The sequence below is a fragment of the Uliginosibacterium flavum genome (assembly GCF_040566545.1).
Classification (GTDB): domain Bacteria; phylum Pseudomonadota; class Gammaproteobacteria; order Burkholderiales; family Rhodocyclaceae; genus Uliginosibacterium; species Uliginosibacterium flavum.
The window spans coordinates 1-13,963 of the sequence record NZ_JBEWZI010000021.1 but is presented as its reverse complement, the minus strand read 5'-3'; the positions used below and the strand labels follow the sequence as shown (position 1 = coordinate 13,963).

The window sequence follows — 13,963 nt, the reverse complement described above, 5'->3', positions numbered from 1 at the left end:
CATATGGATCTGATTTCCCGCATCGTCCTGCACTTCGAAGACAGTGCCCAGACCAAGCTGGCGGCTGCAGAAGTGCTCGCCATGCCGATTCTGGAAGCCACCGAATCGATGGTGCGCGCCCTGCTCTCCAACGGCAAAATCCTCGCCTGCGGCAATGGAGGTTCGGCCGCTGACGCGCAGCACTTCACCGCCGAGTTGCTGGGCCGCTTCGAGCGCGAACGCCCCGAACTGGCGGCTATTTCGCTGACCACCGACACCTCGGCGATTTCGGCCATTGCCAATGATTACGCCTGGGAACACGTCTTCGCCAAGCAGATTCGCGCACTCGGCCAGCCGGGTGATGTGCTACTGGCGATTTCCACCAGTGGCAACTCGCCCAATGTGCTGGCCGCCATCGAGGCTGCCCATGAACGCGATCTGCGCGTCGTGGCACTCACCGGCAAAGGCGGCGGAAAACTTGCAAGCCTGCTCAAGGATGGCGACGTGCACATTTGCGTACCGCATGACCGCACCGCTCGAATTCAGGAAGTTCATATACTCGCCATTCACTGCATCTGTGATGGCATTGATTGTTTGCTGATGGGAGAAGAAATATGACACATCGTTTTTCGCTGCGCGCACTGTTTGTCGCGCTGGCCGCCGCCTCACTGCTGCAGGCCTGCGTACCGCTGGCCGTTGTCGGCGTAGGCACCGGCGTGGCCTCCACCCTGGATCGCCGCACCTATGGTGAACAGATCATGGATCGCGAAATCGAGACCAAATTCAACCGCAGCTTCCCGGCCACGCTGGAGGCAAAAACGGCCGTCTCGGCAACCTCATTCAACCGCTGGGTACTACTGACCGGCCACGCCATCGATGAACCGAGCCGCGGCGAAGTCGAGGCTCTGGCACGCCAGACTTCCAATGTGCGTGAGGTCTTCAATGAGATCGCCCTCGGCTACCCCAGCTCCTTTGGCACGCGCAACAACGACTCTTTTCTGACCACCAAGGTCAAGACGCGTCTGTTTGATTCGCCCTATATCTCGGGCCATCACGTCAAGGTCGTCACCGAGTCCGGGATTGTTTACCTGCTGGGTGTCGTAACCGAGGGTGAATCCTTGGCCGCTATCGAAGTAGCCCGCAACACTTCGGGTGTGCAGAAGGTAGTCAGCCTGTTCGAGATCATCACGCCGGAGCGTGCCAAGCAGCTCAACGCACTGCCGGATCAGTCGTCCAGCAAGAGCGCACCCAAGGCGGATTGATCAGGCGGAAGTCGGGGCGGAGACAAGGGGCAGCGTCAGGCGCAGGATGCAGCCCCGCCCCAGCACGGAACTGATGCTCACATGCCCGCCCATCAAAGTGGCGAGGCGACGCGCCAACACCAAGCCAAGTCCGCGATCGGCCAGTTGCTGACCATACACCGAGCCCGGTACGAACACGGCAGGCAGGATTTCTGCAGCGATCCCTTCACTGCTGTCCCATACTTCGATCACCACTACGGCTCCGCGCTGACGACAGCCCAGCACCACGCCGCCCTCTTTGGTGATGCTCAGGGCGTGCGCAAGCATGCGGTCAATCGTACGCAGCAGCAGGGCTTCATCGGCGATCACATGGCGCGCCGTCGTAACCCGCCGCAAATGCAGCTGGCGTTCATGTGCCTCATCGAGCTGATTCGCCACCGCCAGTGCAAACACATCCTCCAGGCCGACCGGCGTCAGATGACATTCGAACTGGCCCGCTTCCACCTTGGCAATGTTGAACACGGCTTCGAGCTGCTCGGAGAGTTGCTGCACAGCGGCTTCAATCCCCGTAACCAGCTTGCGTGAAGACTCCGGCAAAGGATGCGCCGACAAGGTCGCGGCAAACAGGGAAATGGCTTGCGCAGGCTGGCGCAGATCGTGGCCCAGCGAGGACAGGAATTCACCTTCACGCTGCAAGGGGCTGACGGCCTGTGCGTCCTCGGCCAGATTTTCCGCCTCCAGGCTGCTGCGATAGCGGTCCAGCAACACGCCGATCACGATCAAACCAGCGCAACTGACGGCACACCACAGCACGCCCTGCACGCTCACGCCCCTGCTCACCAGCAAGGCGAGGCTGCTGATGAAAACTGCGGCAAGTGCTGCGCGAATGGCCGACAAAAATGTTGCGGAAGACACCGCGCTACGTTCAGGCATCGGCCGGCGGCATGGAAAGGTTCAGGGTCTGCCCAACCAGAATGGCCTGCGAACGCGTATTGACGCCGAGTACGTGATACACCGAAGTCAGGTGCATCTTCACGGTGCGCTCGGACAGATCCAGGCGCTGGGCGATTTCCTTGTTCGACAGGCCTTCCATCAGGCAGCACAGCACGCGCTCCTGCTTGGGGCTGAGTTTGGGGCGCGGGCGCGTTTCGCCGGCCTGCAGGGCACGCCCACGCTCAAGCTGATCGTCATAGAAACGACGACCAGAAAGCAGCGTACGCACGCCATCAATCACCGCATTCGGATCCAGCGATTTGGAGAGGAAGCCATCGGCATCCGCCTCACGCGCCAGCTGGCGATAGATCGGCGCATCCTGGCCGGAGAAGATCGCCACCGGCACGCCGGGCACTTCACGGCGCAGCAAACTCATCAGGCGCAGCCCGTCGCTATCGGGCAGCTTCAGATCAAGCAGAACGAGATGAAAAGTTTTACCGGTACGCAGTGCGGCAACCGCATCCTGAGCAGAAGCAGCACAGACGATTTCACCGCCGGCCATCAAGGGCTCCAGCATGGACTTGAGCGCATGCTGCAGCAGCGCATGATCATCGACGAGCAGAATGTTGCGAGCAAAGACATTCATGGTGAACGTGGCCTGTCGTGATGGCCGCTTGCGACGGCCGTGGAAGGATTTGTGGCAAAAGAGTACCGCAAATCCACCCACCACATCACTTTCAAGTCATTGCGCGCGCAGCCGCTGATAGATCGCCCGCAAGACCCAGCCAATCAGCGGAAGGCCCATGAACAGTGCGCTTGCGGGGTCCCAGTAGTCACGGTGCATGCAAACCTGCCCTTTCGGGTCGAAACGCAGAAATGTTGCGCCCGGCACCACATATAGCCTGCCGCCCGTACTGAAATTGAAATCCCAGGTCAGCGAAGCCTGATCTACCCCTGTGCACACGTCTTTCACAACGAAACGCGGCTGCTCTACCTGCGTAAACATGTGACGGAAGATTTTCTCGATGGCCGGCACGCCATGCACATCGTTGAAGGGGTCCACGAAGTGCGCATCGGGCGCGTAGAACTCGCCCGCGCGGCCGATGCTCTCGGGGCAGATGCTCTGATACCAGTCGATCAGGCCTTGCAGGGTTTTATCCATCATTGCACCGTCCGTGAAACAAGTGCGAAATACAAACGCGCGGGCAGGATCTGCAGCAACTTGAGAAAGCGCGAGAAGCGTTTCGGGAAGTGGATCTCGAATTGTCCCTTCGCCAGTCCCTTGAGGATTTCCGCAGCAGCCTCTTCCGCCGTGATCAGCGCGGGCATCTTGAAATCATTCTGCGCCGTCAGCGGCGTGGCGACAAAGCCGGGGCTGACCAGACTCACGGCAATCCCGCGTGGCGCCAGATCCATGTAAATCGACTCGGCAAAATTGATCAGTGCGGCTTTCGACGCGCCATACACCGATGCCTTGGGCAAGCCACGATACCCGGCCACGCTGCCGACGATCACCACGTGTCCCTGCCCGGCCGTCAGCATGCCCGGCAGCACCGCCGTCACGCCATCCATCACGCCGAGCAGATTCACATTCAGCGTCGTTCGGATGTTTTCCGGCGTCAGCTCCCAGGCACGCAGCGCCTGATAAGTGCCTGCGTTGAAAATCACCATATCCAGCCCGCCCAAGAGCCGCACTGCGTCTTGCGCTGCAGCCTGCATGGCTGAAGAGTCGCTCGCATCAAAGGGAAGCGCGATGGCATGCTGCAGATCGGCCACCAGCGAGGTCAGGCGATCGATGCCACGTGCCGACAAGACCAGTTGCGCACCACGCGCAGCCAGCTCACGCGCCAACGCCGCACCGATGCCGGTCGAGGCGCCGACAATCCACACGCGCTTGCCACGCCAGTCAGTAACTTTCGGGTTCAGACTTTTCATCGATTTCCCCTGCTGGTAAAGCCAGCACAAATTTCACTCAGCACTCAGTCCTCATTGCTCAGTCCTGCTTTGTAAAAGTCAGAGTGACCTGCCCCAGATCGATCCCGAACTTGCTCATGAAGGAGCGATTCAGCATCACCTTGTCATCAATCAGGAACATCCAGTCATCGAAGTCCACGTTGTACACCTTGCCATCCACCGGCAGGGCCATCACGTAGCGCCAGCGCAGCGCATTGCCCGACAGCTCGCCACGCGCCTCGCCCACGACATCATCGGCACGCCCGATGTAGTTACCGTCGGGCTGACGCGTCAGGGTCCAGATGCGTGTCTGGGTCGTGCCATCCGAATAGGTGAAGCGCTCATCCAGCGTGCCGACATCGCCCTGCCAGGTGGCAATCATCGCCACGTGAAAGCGCTTGATCACCTTGCCACTGCGATCCTGAAACATCCCCCAGGCATCCAGCTTGCCATTGAAATACTTGCGCAGATCCAGCGCGGGCTGTTCTGCCTTGTAATCGGTCACCTCGACACTGGCACAGCCGCTCAACAAGACCAAGGCCGCACACCAGGCCAACAGATATTTTTTCATGCTCGAACTCCTTCGGTTTCAATCGACTCAATCGCCGCACGCTGGCGCCACAGCAGCGCCAGCGCCAGGCATTTCAACAAGGCCGGCACGCCGGCATACACCCAAGCTAAAGCCATGTGGCCCTGCTCGTCCGTGCTGCCGGGCACATAGCCCAGCCAGGCCAGTAGCGGCAGACTCAGGCCAGCGGCCAGCGCCAGATTCAGCTTGGCGACGAAGTTCCACCAGCCGAAATAGCTGCCGGCCCCCGCCCCCGCGTCGCGCTCGATCAGATCCGCCAGCACCGAAGGCGGCAAGGCCAGATCGGCTCCCAGCGCCAGGCCGGACAGCGCGCAAATCACGGCAAACGGAATCAGATCGCCCGCCCCGAGGGTGCCGGCCCACACGAACACGACAATCGACAAGGCCATGCCGATACCCCAGGCGAACAGCTTGCCCAGACGCCGCGCCAGCCACACCCACAGCGGCAGACCGGCGGCACCTGCGACGAAATACAAAGCCAGATAGGCGCCCGAATGCTGCTCGGCCTGCAGCACATCGGCCACGAAGAACAGCACCAGCGAAGCCGGAATCGCCGCCGCGATACCACTGAGCGCGAACACCGCGAGCAGACGCTGGAAACGCCGGCTGAACAGGGCACGATACAGCGCACCGGGCAAGGCGCGCGCCGTCGACACGGGCGCCTGCGGCACGATCCACAAAGCCGCCGCCGCGACCAGCAGCAAGCCCACAAACAACCATGACATCTGCGCCAACCCGTCCGCCAGACTCGCCCCGAGCACGCCCGGCAAGGCCGCCGCCAGCACCACACCGAACAAGGCAAAAGCTTCGCGCGTGGCGGTGATGCGCGTGCGCAAATGGGTGTGACTGGAAAGCTCCGCCCCCCAGGCATGATGATTCACCGTGGCCAGCGAATAGCCCAGATACACGATCAGCAGCATGCCCAGGAGCCGCGCTGCGCTGGCGTCTCCGGCCGGGGGATGGAGCAGGCCGAGCAGGCCCAGCGACAGCAGCGGAACGGCCGCGAAAATCGCCGCCCGACGCCGACCCCAGCGATCGCCCCACAAACCAATCAGCGGATCAATCAGCGCATCCCAGATCCGCGCCAGCAGCAGCACCGCGCCGATGGCGCTCAGCGACAAACCGAAGTCGGCGTAGAGCTTGGGAACATGCACGTAAATCGGCAGCGCCACGAAGGCCAGCGGCATACCGAGCAGGCCGTAGGCGCCCAGCACCGGCAGCGGAACATCGCCCAGCGCGGCGCGCGTCTCAGACATGAAATTTCGCTGCCGAATGCAGAAAACAGCAAGCTGAAGACCCGCTACTGGCGGGCCTGTACAGACACCCTGCCTGAAGATACAAGCTGGTAGCGGCTCTTCGGGCAGTCTGCCTGAAAAACTCGAATTCGCCCTGTTTCATGACCTCTGCCCGATCAGCTGCCGCCGCAGCGCCGGCTCGCTGGTGCGCGCATCCAGCCAGATACCGAAGAAGGCCGCCGCAAAGGCCGGGTCATTCACCTCGCCCACCAGCTTGCTGCCCAGATAAAACACCGCGCCCTTGCCCGGCAGAAACACGCCGGTCAGCGCGTCGCCCTCCTTCACGTCCGGGAAGACCTTGTCCATGTATTGCTGCCAGCGCGCCAGCACAGCTTCATCGCGCATCCCGATACGCCGCATCTCGTCGACACTCGCGCTACTCAGGCGCACCCCGGCAAAGGATCGGTCATAGGTCAATTTCAACGCATAGGTGCTGGCCGGATCGAAAGCCGCCTGGCTGCTCCACAGCTCGGCGGTATAGAGGCGCAGACCAAACCAACTCATCTGCCCCTTACCCAGCACATTCCAGCTCTCGGCGTGCGCCCGCGCCACGTCAGGGATCGCCTGCGAGGCATTCGCCAAGCACGCCATGAACAGACACAACCCCAGCAACAGCCGCCTCATGCCGTCTCTCCTTGATGGCTCAGCACGAACTGATACACATCGGTGCTGCGCGCGCGAAAGCCCGCCTCGCAGTAGGCCAGATAGAACTGCCACATGCGCACGAAACGCTCGTCAAAACCCTGCGCCTGCACCTTGTCCAGTTTGGCATTGAAGCGCTGCAGCCATTCATTCAGGGTGCGCGCGTAATCGAGACCGAAAGCATGCGCGCGGGTCACCACCAGACGGGCCTTGTCGGCCTGCTGATGGAAGATCTGCGGCGAGGGCAACATGCCGCCGGGGAAGATGTAGCGCTGGATGAAATCGACATCCTTGCGGTAATGCGCGAACAGCTCGTCGGCAATCGTGATCGCCTGCACCACGACACGGCCACGCGGCTTGAGCAAGGAGCGCAGCTGCGCGAAATACGAGGGCCAGTAGGATTCGCCAACCGCCTCGATCATCTCGATGGAAACGATATGATCATACCGGCCGCGCTCGTCGCGATAGTCGCGCAATACGAATTCGGCCTTGTCGGCGAAGCCATTCTTCTGCGCGCGCTCGCGCGCCCAGGCCAGTTGCTCGTTTGACAAAGTCAGGCCTGTCACGCGACAGCCAAACTCCAGCGCCGCGATCTCGGCAAAGCCGCCCCAGCCGCAGCCGACCTCCAGAATATGCTGGCCGGGTCGCGCATCCAGCGTGCGCAGGGCGTGGCGATATTTCTCCAGCTGCGCCTCTTCGAAGCTCTGTTCCGGCGTGGCATACAGCGCGCTGGAATAGCTCATCGATTCATCCAGCCATTCGCGGTAGAAGTCGTTGCCCAGATCGTAATGGGCCTCGATATTCTTCTTCGAGCCGCGCTTGCTGTTCGGGCGCAGACGATGCCAGACCCAGTGCATCGCCAGGCGCAAGGCGTTGCCGTGGATGGCCTTCTCCAGCGCAGGACGGTTCTGCGCCAGCAGGGTCAGCAGCGCCGGTAGATGATCCGTGCTCCACGCGCCAGCCATGAAGTCTTCGGCAAAACCAATCGATCCGTGACTGATGATGCGTTCGAAAACCTGCCAGTCCTGCACTAGCATCGTTGCCTGCAGCGGCCCCGTGCCGACGGTGCGCTGAGCACCATCGGGAAAGCGCAGCACGACGCTGCCGCCTTGCACGCCATCCAGCATGCGCAGCACAAGTTGAGCAGAACGCGGCAGAACACCAATGTCATTCAGTGTGAGGGAGCTGGAGTTACTCATGTTGTTTCCTCTCGGGGGGCTTGAGGTTTTGTGAAAAACTGGACGCGCTTGATCACCAGCCGCAGCGCCTGCCAGTTGATGCGATACACGACACCTAAAGTCAGCAGCGGGCAACGCAGCCAGGCGCGCAGCAAGTTGCCCGCAGTCAGCGGCTGTTCGTGACTGATCAGGCGGGTGGTGAGCTGCTTCTGTCCGCCATCGAAATAATCCAGCGCCACGGTCAGACGCTCACCGCGCCGGATGAAGCTGAAGTGATATTCGCCGCGCACAGGAAAGAAGGGCGAAACATGAAAAACCTTCTGCGCTACCAGTACATCCTCCGGCCCGATCACGCGCCGATCCGCATGCGCGACGAGGTAGTTGTGACGCTCGCCGAAGGTATTGCTCACCTCGGCCAGCACCACGCGCAAACCGCCCTCTTTGTCGTGGCAATACCAGAAGCTGACGGGGTTGAAGACGAAGCCGAACAGGCGTGGCATGGTCTGCAACACCACCTCGCCGTCGGTGACCTCACTCAGGCCATGTTGCTGCAGAATGTCGCGAATCCAGGGCAAAAGCGCTGAACCATCGCGCGCGCCGTGATCGCGGTTGAAGAAGGAAAACAGACGGAATTTCTCGATCCCCAGCAGCGGAGATGCGGCTTCGGCCAGTTGCGACAGCGGCAGCCACAGCGTAAACATGGCATAGCTGAAAGCGTTGCTGGCCGTGGCATGGCGCGCATGCACGACGGAGCCGTAGAGCAGGCGCGGCGTCACAGGGACACCTTCTGCAGATCAAGGCTGCGTGCGCGCCACGGGGCAACGGCGCCCAGCATTGCCGCCACCTCCACTCCGGATTTCAGCCCGTCCTCGTGGAAGCCATAGCCCGTCCACGCCCCGGCGAACCAGGTCTGCTGCTGACCCTGCAAGGCCGGCAGATACGCCTGCGCGTCAATCGCCGCCTGATCAAACACCGGGTGGTCGTATTCAAACTCGGCCAGCACCTTGGCCGGATCGGCGTCACGGAAAGGATTCAGCGACAGCACCACCGGCGTCTTGAAGGGCAGCGGCTGCAACTGGTTCAGCAGGTAGGACACGCTGACCGGTCTCTGATCCGGGCTACCCTCGCCGGCCAGATAATTCCACGCCGCCCAGGCCTTCTCGCGACGCGGCAGCAAGGCCGCGTCGGTGTGCAGCACGGCGCGGTTCGGCTGGTATTTCACCGCCCCCAGCACCGCGCGCTCGGCCTGCGTGGCGCCATCACCCAAAATGCGCAGGGTCTGGTCACTGTGACAGGCGAACACGATCGCGTCGAAGTCTTCGAAGCCATTCCGGCTCTCCACCTGAACGCCTTTTTCATCGCGGCGCACCGACAGCACAGGTGAAGCCAGACGCAGATCGGCAATCCCCGGCAACATGCGCTTGACGTATTCGCGCGAACCGCCGCGCACCGTCATCCACTGCGGCTGGTCGATGATCTGCAGCAGGCCGTGGTTGTGACAGAAACGCAGGAAAGTCGTCAGCGGATAGGCCAGCATCTGTTCCGTCGGGCAAGACCAGATCGCCGCCGCCATTGGCAGCAGATACCAGTCGCGGAAGGCAGCACCATAGTTGTTCGCATCCAGATAGGCGCCCAGCGACAGATCCGGCGCCGAATGCTCGCGCGCCAGCCGGGTCGTGTCGCGGTTGAAGCGCAGCAGATCGCGCAACATGCCCCAGAAGGCTGGCCGCAGCAGATTCGATTTTTGCGCGAACAAGGCCCCCAGACCCGAGCCGGCCCACTCGATATCCCGCGAACTCAGGCTCGCCGAGAAGGACATATTGCTCTCGGCCACCGGCACGTCCAGCTCGCGGAACAGCCCGCACAGATTCGGATAAGTGCGCCGGTTGAAGACCAGAAAGCCCGTGTCCACCGGATGGGTGATGCCATCCACGGTGATCTTCACCGTGTTGGCGTGGCCACCGGCGTAGCTGCCCGCCTCGAACAAGGTCACGCTGTGCTCACGCCCCAACAGCCATGCCGCCCCCAAACCGGCAATCCCACCACCCACCACCGCAATGCGGCGCGGTTTGGCAAAACCACTGGATTCGGACTGACGGGAAGGAATGGGTGCATTCATTGGAATTCTCCTGTAAGCACTGACATATTTGTCCTAGACAAATTTGATCTCTGCCTCTAGCATAGAAAGTGATTTGACCCATGTCAATGTTTTGTCCAGGACAAAATGAAAAATACCCAAACAGACATCCAAGGCCTGCCGATCGCCGCCGTCGAGCGCGACACCGGTCTGCTCAAAGACACCCTGCGTGTCTGGGAGCGCCGTTACGGCTTCCCACAGCCCCTGCGCGATGTGAACGGCGAGCGCCTGTATCCGGCAAACCAGGTGGATCGGCTTCGTCAGATCAAGCGTCTGATTGACCAGGGCATGCGCCCCGGCAAGATTTTCGCGGCCGACGAATCCACGCTGGCCGAGTGGCTGGCGGGCAGCGGCGTCAGCGAAGCGGCACCCGGACACTTCCGCGAACTGATTGAACTACTGCACCAGCAACGCAGCGAAGACCTGCGCCAGATGCTGCAGCAAAACCTGCTCAAGCTAGGCCTGCAGCGCTTCGTAACGGACTTGCTGGTCCCGCTGAATGTAGAAGTCGGGCTCGCCTGGATGCGTGGCGACATCAGCGTCAGCGACGAACACTTGTACACCGAGCAAGTCCAGAACACCCTGCGCAGCGCCATCCATGCCCTGCACAGTCCCGGCGGCAGCCCGCGCATCCTGCTCACCACCTTCCCGGATGAGCTGCACAGCCTCGGCCTGCTGATGGCCGAAGCCATGCTCGCACCCGAGGGCGCGCACTGCACCTCGCTCGGCACCCAGACCCCGTTGGCCGATCTGGCCAAGGCCGCGAAAGCCGGCAACTACGACATCGTGGCCCTGTCTTTCAGCCAGAACTACGCCGCGCGCCAGGCCTGGGCCGGGCTGGCCGAGTTGCGTCGCCAGCTACCCGCACACATCACCCTGTGGGCCGGCGGCCGCCATCTATGCGAGCGGGCGCCCGCCATCGACGGCCTGCGCACGCTCGCCGAGATCAGCGACGTGCTCGTCGCGCTGGAAGAATGGCAGGCGACACAGGCCTGAACGTCATCCAAAGAAAAGCCCCCGGCAAAGCCGGGGGCCAAAATGATCTTTCCCGCCGCGGCCTCAGTATCGGAACCGGGGAGAAATCGAGCGTAAACAGATGGCGAGCAAGGGCTTTTCTGGCCCTGATCAGCCCTTCAGATGCTCCGTCAGCATTCGCGCCACGCCCGCTTTCCAGTCCGGCAGGCGCAGGCCGAAAGTCACCTGCAGCTTGCGCGTATCCAGTCGGGAATTGAGCGGGCGCTGTGCCGGCGTGGGGTAATCGCTGGTCGGGATTGCGCTCACTTCGCGTAGTTTCAATTCGATCCCAGCGGCCCGCGCCTGCGCAAATACAAACTGCGCGTAGTCATGCCAATTGGTTTCGCCACCGGCGACGCAGTGATACAAACCCGAAGGAAAATCTCGCAAGTCGCAAGTCGCAAGTCGCAAGTCAAGAAAACGCTTCACCGCATGCGCCGTCACGTCGGCCAGCAGATCTGCACCGGTTGGTGCTCCGATCTGGTCGGCGATGATCTTCAGTTGCTCGCGCTCACCGGCGAGCTTGAGCATGGTCTTGGCAAAATTGGCGCCGCGCGCCGCATACACCCAGCTGGTGCGCAGGATCAGATGCGGGCAACCAGCGGCCTGTACCAACTGCTCGCCTTCCAGCTTGGTCTGGCCGTAAACGCTCAAAGGCGCCGTCGCAGCCATCTCGTCACGCGGCGCATCGCCACTGCCGTCGAAAACATAATCGGTCGAGTAATGCACCAGCAGCGCGCCCAGCTCAGCCGCCACCTGCGCCACCAAACCCGGCGTCGTCGCATTCAGTTTGCGCGCGAATTCCGGCTCGCTCTCGGCCTTGTCCACCGCCGTATGCGCCGCCGAATTCACGATCACGTCGGGGCGCAGCGCGCGCACTGTCGCAGCTACAGCCTCGGGCTGACTGAAATCGCCGCAGTGATCCTTGCTATCAAAATCCAGCGCGATCACCTCGCCCAAAGGCGCCAGTGCGCGCTGCAATTCCCAGCCGACCTGGCCACCGCAGCCCAGGATCAAGATCCTTTTCGCAAGTCGCGAGTCGCAAGTCGCAAGTCGCACCCCAGCCAGCCCCTCTTGCGAATCGTTCGGTGTAGCACTGTTCATTTCACCATCCCAGAAGAAATTTTCTTTGAAAACCCGCTCAACAACTGCCCTACGCGATCCGCCTGTTCAAGCGACTCGTGTCCCTCCGACAGATAGCCCAACATGACCGCGATCTGCAACTGGGTATCAAGCTCGCTCAAAGAGCCTCGTGCAATGCTCAGAAAATGCAAATACTCGCGATCACCATTTCGCGCAGCCCCCTCAGCAATATTTGAAGGAATAGACACAGCCGCCCGTCGCATCTGACTCGTCAGCCCGAACATCTCTTCACGGGGAAATGCAGCGGTCCCCGCATAGATCATTCTCACCAAGACCATCGCTTGCTGCCAGGCATCGAGCTTCTGATGCGGTTTTGTCATAAAACCCCTTTAGCTGCGTCACACTGCACGACTTGCGACTTGCGACTTGCGACTTGCGACTTGCGACTTGCGACTTGCGACTTGCGGATCAGTAAATCTTCTCACTCATGATCTGCAGCAGATACTGGCCATAACCACTCTTGGCCAGCGGCTTGGCGATGGCTTCGAGCTGCGCGTTGTCGATCCAGCCATTACGCCAGCAAACCTCTTCAGGGCAGCACACCTTCAGGCCCTGGCGCTTTTCCAGGGTCTGGATGAACTGGCTGGCTTCGAGCAGACTTTCGTGCGTGCCGGTATCCAGCCAGGCATCGCCACGGCCCATCAACTGCACGTCCAGCTCGTTGCGTTCCAGATAGATGCGATTCAGGTCGGTAATTTCCAGCTCGCCGCGCGCGGAAGGCTTCAGGTTGCGGGCGAAATCAACAACCTGATTGTCATAGAAATACAGGCCGGTCACAGCGTAGCGGCTGCGTGGCTGCTTGGGCTTTTCTTCCAGACTGATCGCGCGGCCTTCGGCATCGAATTCGACCACGCCGTAACGTTCCGGATCAGTCACCGGATACGCGAACACGGAAGCACCACTCGTGCGCGCATCGGCAGCCTTCAGGCGCTCGGCCAGCGCATGACCATAGAAAATGTTATCGCCCAGCACCAAAGCCGACGGGCCATCACCGACAAAATCCGCGCCGATGATGAAAGCCTGCGCCAGCCCGTCCGGGCTGGGCTGCACGGCGTATTCCAGCTTGATCCCCCAGGCCGAGCCATCGCCCAGGAGCTGCTCGAAGCGCGGTGTATCCTGCGGTGTCGAGATGATCAGGATCTCGCGAATCCCGGCCAGCAGCAGTGCACACAAAGGGTAGTAAATCATCGGCTTGTCATACACCGGAATCAGCTGCTTGCTGATCGCCAGGGTGACAGGATGCAGGCGGGTGCCTGATCCGCCCGCAAGGATGATTCCCTTGCGGGCGGTGTGCTGAGTGCTGAGTACTGAGTGCTGAGTCATGCCTGTTCGCTCCGGTTGTCATTCAGCGAAGCCCTGAGACCACCCAGAATCCGGGAGACCTCATGCGCCTGCGCCTGATGTTGTTTCAATTGTTCTTCATTGATGTAGCCGATATCACCCGCGACGTAGAGCTGACTGCGCAGTTCGGCGCACGAGGCCTTGGCAATCACTATGTAGCGATGAAATTCTGGTCGGGTTCCGCGTTCAAAACCTTCTGCAATATTTGACATGACTGAAACGGCAGCCCGCTGGATCTGATCACGCAAACCGAAGTCTTTAGCAAAGGCTCCTTCACGCGTCAAAGCGTAAATTGCAACAACCAGCTCGCGCGCCCTCTGCCAGGCAATCAGATCCTCAAACCGCTGCACGCCCAAGCTTTTCTCCTCAGTACTCAGCACTCAGAACACAGCACTCCGCCGCAGGCGGCCTCACTCAGTCCTCAGAACTCATTGCTCAGCACTGACTAGCTACGCGAAGCGTAGTTAGTCTCAAGCCACTCGCGGTAAGCCCCGCTCAACACATTCGCCACCCAATCC

Annotated in this window: 17 protein-coding genes; 3 read left to right on the top strand and 14 right to left on the bottom strand. The window is 61.2% G+C overall.

What is annotated here, in order from left to right; genetic code table 11:
• Positions 1-3: 3 nt before the first annotated feature.
• Both ABXR19_RS16135 and ABXR19_RS16130 read left to right on the top strand, forming a co-directional pair.
• Positions 4-597, top strand: coding sequence for a phosphoheptose isomerase (locus ABXR19_RS16135; protein WP_354602176.1), 594 nt, complete (start codon positions 4-6; stop codon positions 595-597).
• On the top strand, positions 594-1,241 hold the full coding sequence (locus ABXR19_RS16130) for a BON domain-containing protein (protein ID WP_354602175.1): 648 nt from the start codon (positions 594-596) through the stop codon (positions 1,239-1,241). Before ABXR19_RS16135 ends, ABXR19_RS16130 begins: the two co-directional genes overlap by 4 nt.
• Here ABXR19_RS16130 and ABXR19_RS16125 read toward each other — a convergent pair whose 3' ends face one another.
• From ABXR19_RS16125 to ABXR19_RS16080, 10 genes are all read right to left on the bottom strand, one after another.
• Positions 1,242-2,153: a sensor histidine kinase gene (locus tag ABXR19_RS16125; RefSeq protein ID WP_354602174.1), complete on the bottom strand. Its 912-nt coding sequence runs from the start codon at positions 2,151-2,153 to the stop codon at positions 1,242-1,244.
• Positions 2,146-2,799 carry a response regulator gene (locus ABXR19_RS16120; protein WP_354602173.1) on the bottom strand — a complete coding sequence of 218 codons (654 nt, stop codon included), beginning with the start codon at positions 2,797-2,799 and terminating at the stop codon, positions 2,146-2,148. The genes ABXR19_RS16125 and ABXR19_RS16120 overlap by 8 nt, the downstream gene beginning before the upstream one ends.
• Positions 2,800-2,895: 96 nt before the next feature.
• Entirely contained in the window at positions 2,896-3,318 is a 423-nt protein-coding gene (locus ABXR19_RS16115) for a nuclear transport factor 2 family protein (RefSeq protein ID WP_354602172.1), read from the bottom strand.
• A complete protein-coding gene (locus ABXR19_RS16110) occupies positions 3,315-4,088 on the bottom strand; it encodes an SDR family NAD(P)-dependent oxidoreductase (RefSeq protein ID WP_354602171.1) in 774 nt (257 codons plus the stop codon). The genes ABXR19_RS16115 and ABXR19_RS16110 overlap by 4 nt, the downstream gene beginning before the upstream one ends.
• Before the next feature lie 58 nt (positions 4,089-4,146).
• Positions 4,147-4,677 (bottom strand): DUF3833 domain-containing protein, encoded by a 531-nt coding sequence (locus ABXR19_RS16105; RefSeq protein ID WP_354602170.1) that lies wholly within the window; start codon positions 4,675-4,677, stop codon positions 4,147-4,149.
• The gene (locus ABXR19_RS16100) at positions 4,674-5,951 is read right to left on the bottom strand and encodes an MFS transporter (RefSeq protein WP_354602169.1); all 1,278 of its coding nucleotides are present in this window, start codon (positions 5,949-5,951) and stop codon (positions 4,674-4,676) included. The genes ABXR19_RS16105 and ABXR19_RS16100 overlap by 4 nt, the downstream gene beginning before the upstream one ends.
• A gap of 138 nt (positions 5,952-6,089) precedes the next feature.
• Positions 6,090-6,614 carry a chalcone isomerase family protein gene (locus ABXR19_RS16095; RefSeq protein ID WP_354602168.1) on the bottom strand — a complete coding sequence of 175 codons (525 nt, stop codon included), beginning with the start codon at positions 6,612-6,614 and terminating at the stop codon, positions 6,090-6,092.
• On the bottom strand, positions 6,611-7,831 hold the full coding sequence (locus ABXR19_RS16090; RefSeq protein ID WP_354602167.1) for a class I SAM-dependent methyltransferase: 1,221 nt from the start codon (positions 7,829-7,831) through the stop codon (positions 6,611-6,613). Before ABXR19_RS16090 ends, ABXR19_RS16095 begins: the two co-directional genes overlap by 4 nt.
• Positions 7,828-8,586, bottom strand: coding sequence for a DUF1365 domain-containing protein (locus tag ABXR19_RS16085; RefSeq protein ID WP_354602166.1), 759 nt, complete (start codon positions 8,584-8,586; stop codon positions 7,828-7,830). Before ABXR19_RS16085 ends, ABXR19_RS16090 begins: the two co-directional genes overlap by 4 nt.
• Positions 8,583-9,929, bottom strand: coding sequence for an NAD(P)/FAD-dependent oxidoreductase (locus ABXR19_RS16080; protein ID WP_354602165.1), 1,347 nt, complete (start codon positions 9,927-9,929; stop codon positions 8,583-8,585). Before ABXR19_RS16080 ends, ABXR19_RS16085 begins: the two co-directional genes overlap by 4 nt.
• Positions 9,930-10,034: 105 nt before the next feature.
• Here ABXR19_RS16080 and ABXR19_RS16075 point away from each other — a divergent pair, with 105 nt between their 5' ends.
• A complete protein-coding gene (locus ABXR19_RS16075; protein ID WP_354602164.1) occupies positions 10,035-10,943 on the top strand; it encodes a MerR family transcriptional regulator in 909 nt (302 codons plus the stop codon).
• Between the two features lie 129 nt (positions 10,944-11,072).
• Here the strand turns inward: ABXR19_RS16075 and rfbD are convergent, their stop codons facing one another.
• The 4 genes from rfbD to ABXR19_RS16055 all read right to left on the bottom strand — a co-directional run bounded on the left by rfbD (position 11,073) and on the right by ABXR19_RS16055 (position 13,795).
• A complete protein-coding gene (gene rfbD, locus ABXR19_RS16070) occupies positions 11,073-11,978 on the bottom strand; it encodes a dTDP-4-dehydrorhamnose reductase (RefSeq protein ID WP_435594337.1) in 906 nt (301 codons plus the stop codon).
• Positions 11,979-12,061: 83 nt separating this feature from the next.
• Complete coding sequence (locus tag ABXR19_RS16065) at positions 12,062-12,424, bottom strand: four helix bundle protein (protein ID WP_354602163.1); 363 nt, start codon at positions 12,422-12,424, stop codon at positions 12,062-12,064.
• A gap of 88 nt (positions 12,425-12,512) precedes the next feature.
• The gene (gene rfbA / locus ABXR19_RS16060; protein ID WP_354602162.1) at positions 12,513-13,427 is read right to left on the bottom strand and encodes a glucose-1-phosphate thymidylyltransferase RfbA; all 915 of its coding nucleotides are present in this window, start codon (positions 13,425-13,427) and stop codon (positions 12,513-12,515) included.
• On the bottom strand, positions 13,424-13,795 hold the full coding sequence (locus tag ABXR19_RS16055) for a four helix bundle protein (protein ID WP_354602225.1): 372 nt from the start codon (positions 13,793-13,795) through the stop codon (positions 13,424-13,426). The genes rfbA and ABXR19_RS16055 overlap by 4 nt, the downstream gene beginning before the upstream one ends.
• Between the last annotated feature and the right edge of the window lie 168 nt (positions 13,796-13,963).

Bases quoted from the DNA above. Each gene is read 5' to 3' on its own strand.
- ABXR19_RS16125 (WP_354602174.1), bottom strand. From the start codon at position 2,153: ATGCCTGAACGTAGCGCGGTGTCTTCCGCAACATTTTTGTCGGCCATT.
- ABXR19_RS16080 (WP_354602165.1), bottom strand. From the start codon at position 9,929: ATGAATGCACCCATTCCTTCCCGTCAGTCCGAATCCAGTGGTTTTGCC.
- ABXR19_RS16090 (WP_354602167.1), bottom strand. From the start codon at position 7,831: ATGAGTAACTCCAGCTCCCTCACACTGAATGACATTGGTGTTCTGCCG.
- rfbA (WP_354602162.1), bottom strand. From the start codon at position 13,427: ATGACTCAGCACTCAGTACTCAGCACTCAGCACACCGCCCGCAAGGGA.
- ABXR19_RS16115 (WP_354602172.1), bottom strand. From the start codon at position 3,318: ATGATGGATAAAACCCTGCAAGGCCTGATCGACTGGTATCAGAGCATC.
- ABXR19_RS16120 (WP_354602173.1), bottom strand. From the start codon at position 2,799: ATGAATGTCTTTGCTCGCAACATTCTGCTCGTCGATGATCATGCGCTG.
- ABXR19_RS16065 (WP_354602163.1), bottom strand. From the start codon at position 12,424: ATGACAAAACCGCATCAGAAGCTCGATGCCTGGCAGCAAGCGATGGTC.
- ABXR19_RS16135 (WP_354602176.1), top strand. From the start codon at position 4: ATGGATCTGATTTCCCGCATCGTCCTGCACTTCGAAGACAGTGCCCAG.
- ABXR19_RS16100 (WP_354602169.1), bottom strand. From the start codon at position 5,951: ATGTCTGAGACGCGCGCCGCGCTGGGCGATGTTCCGCTGCCGGTGCTG.
- ABXR19_RS16110 (WP_354602171.1), bottom strand. From the start codon at position 4,088: ATGAAAAGTCTGAACCCGAAAGTTACTGACTGGCGTGGCAAGCGCGTG.
- ABXR19_RS16095 (WP_354602168.1), bottom strand. From the start codon at position 6,614: ATGAGGCGGCTGTTGCTGGGGTTGTGTCTGTTCATGGCGTGCTTGGCG.
- ABXR19_RS16105 (WP_354602170.1), bottom strand. From the start codon at position 4,677: ATGAAAAAATATCTGTTGGCCTGGTGTGCGGCCTTGGTCTTGTTGAGC.
- ABXR19_RS16075 (WP_354602164.1), top strand. From the start codon at position 10,035: ATGAAAAATACCCAAACAGACATCCAAGGCCTGCCGATCGCCGCCGTC.
- ABXR19_RS16130 (WP_354602175.1), top strand. From the start codon at position 594: ATGACACATCGTTTTTCGCTGCGCGCACTGTTTGTCGCGCTGGCCGCC.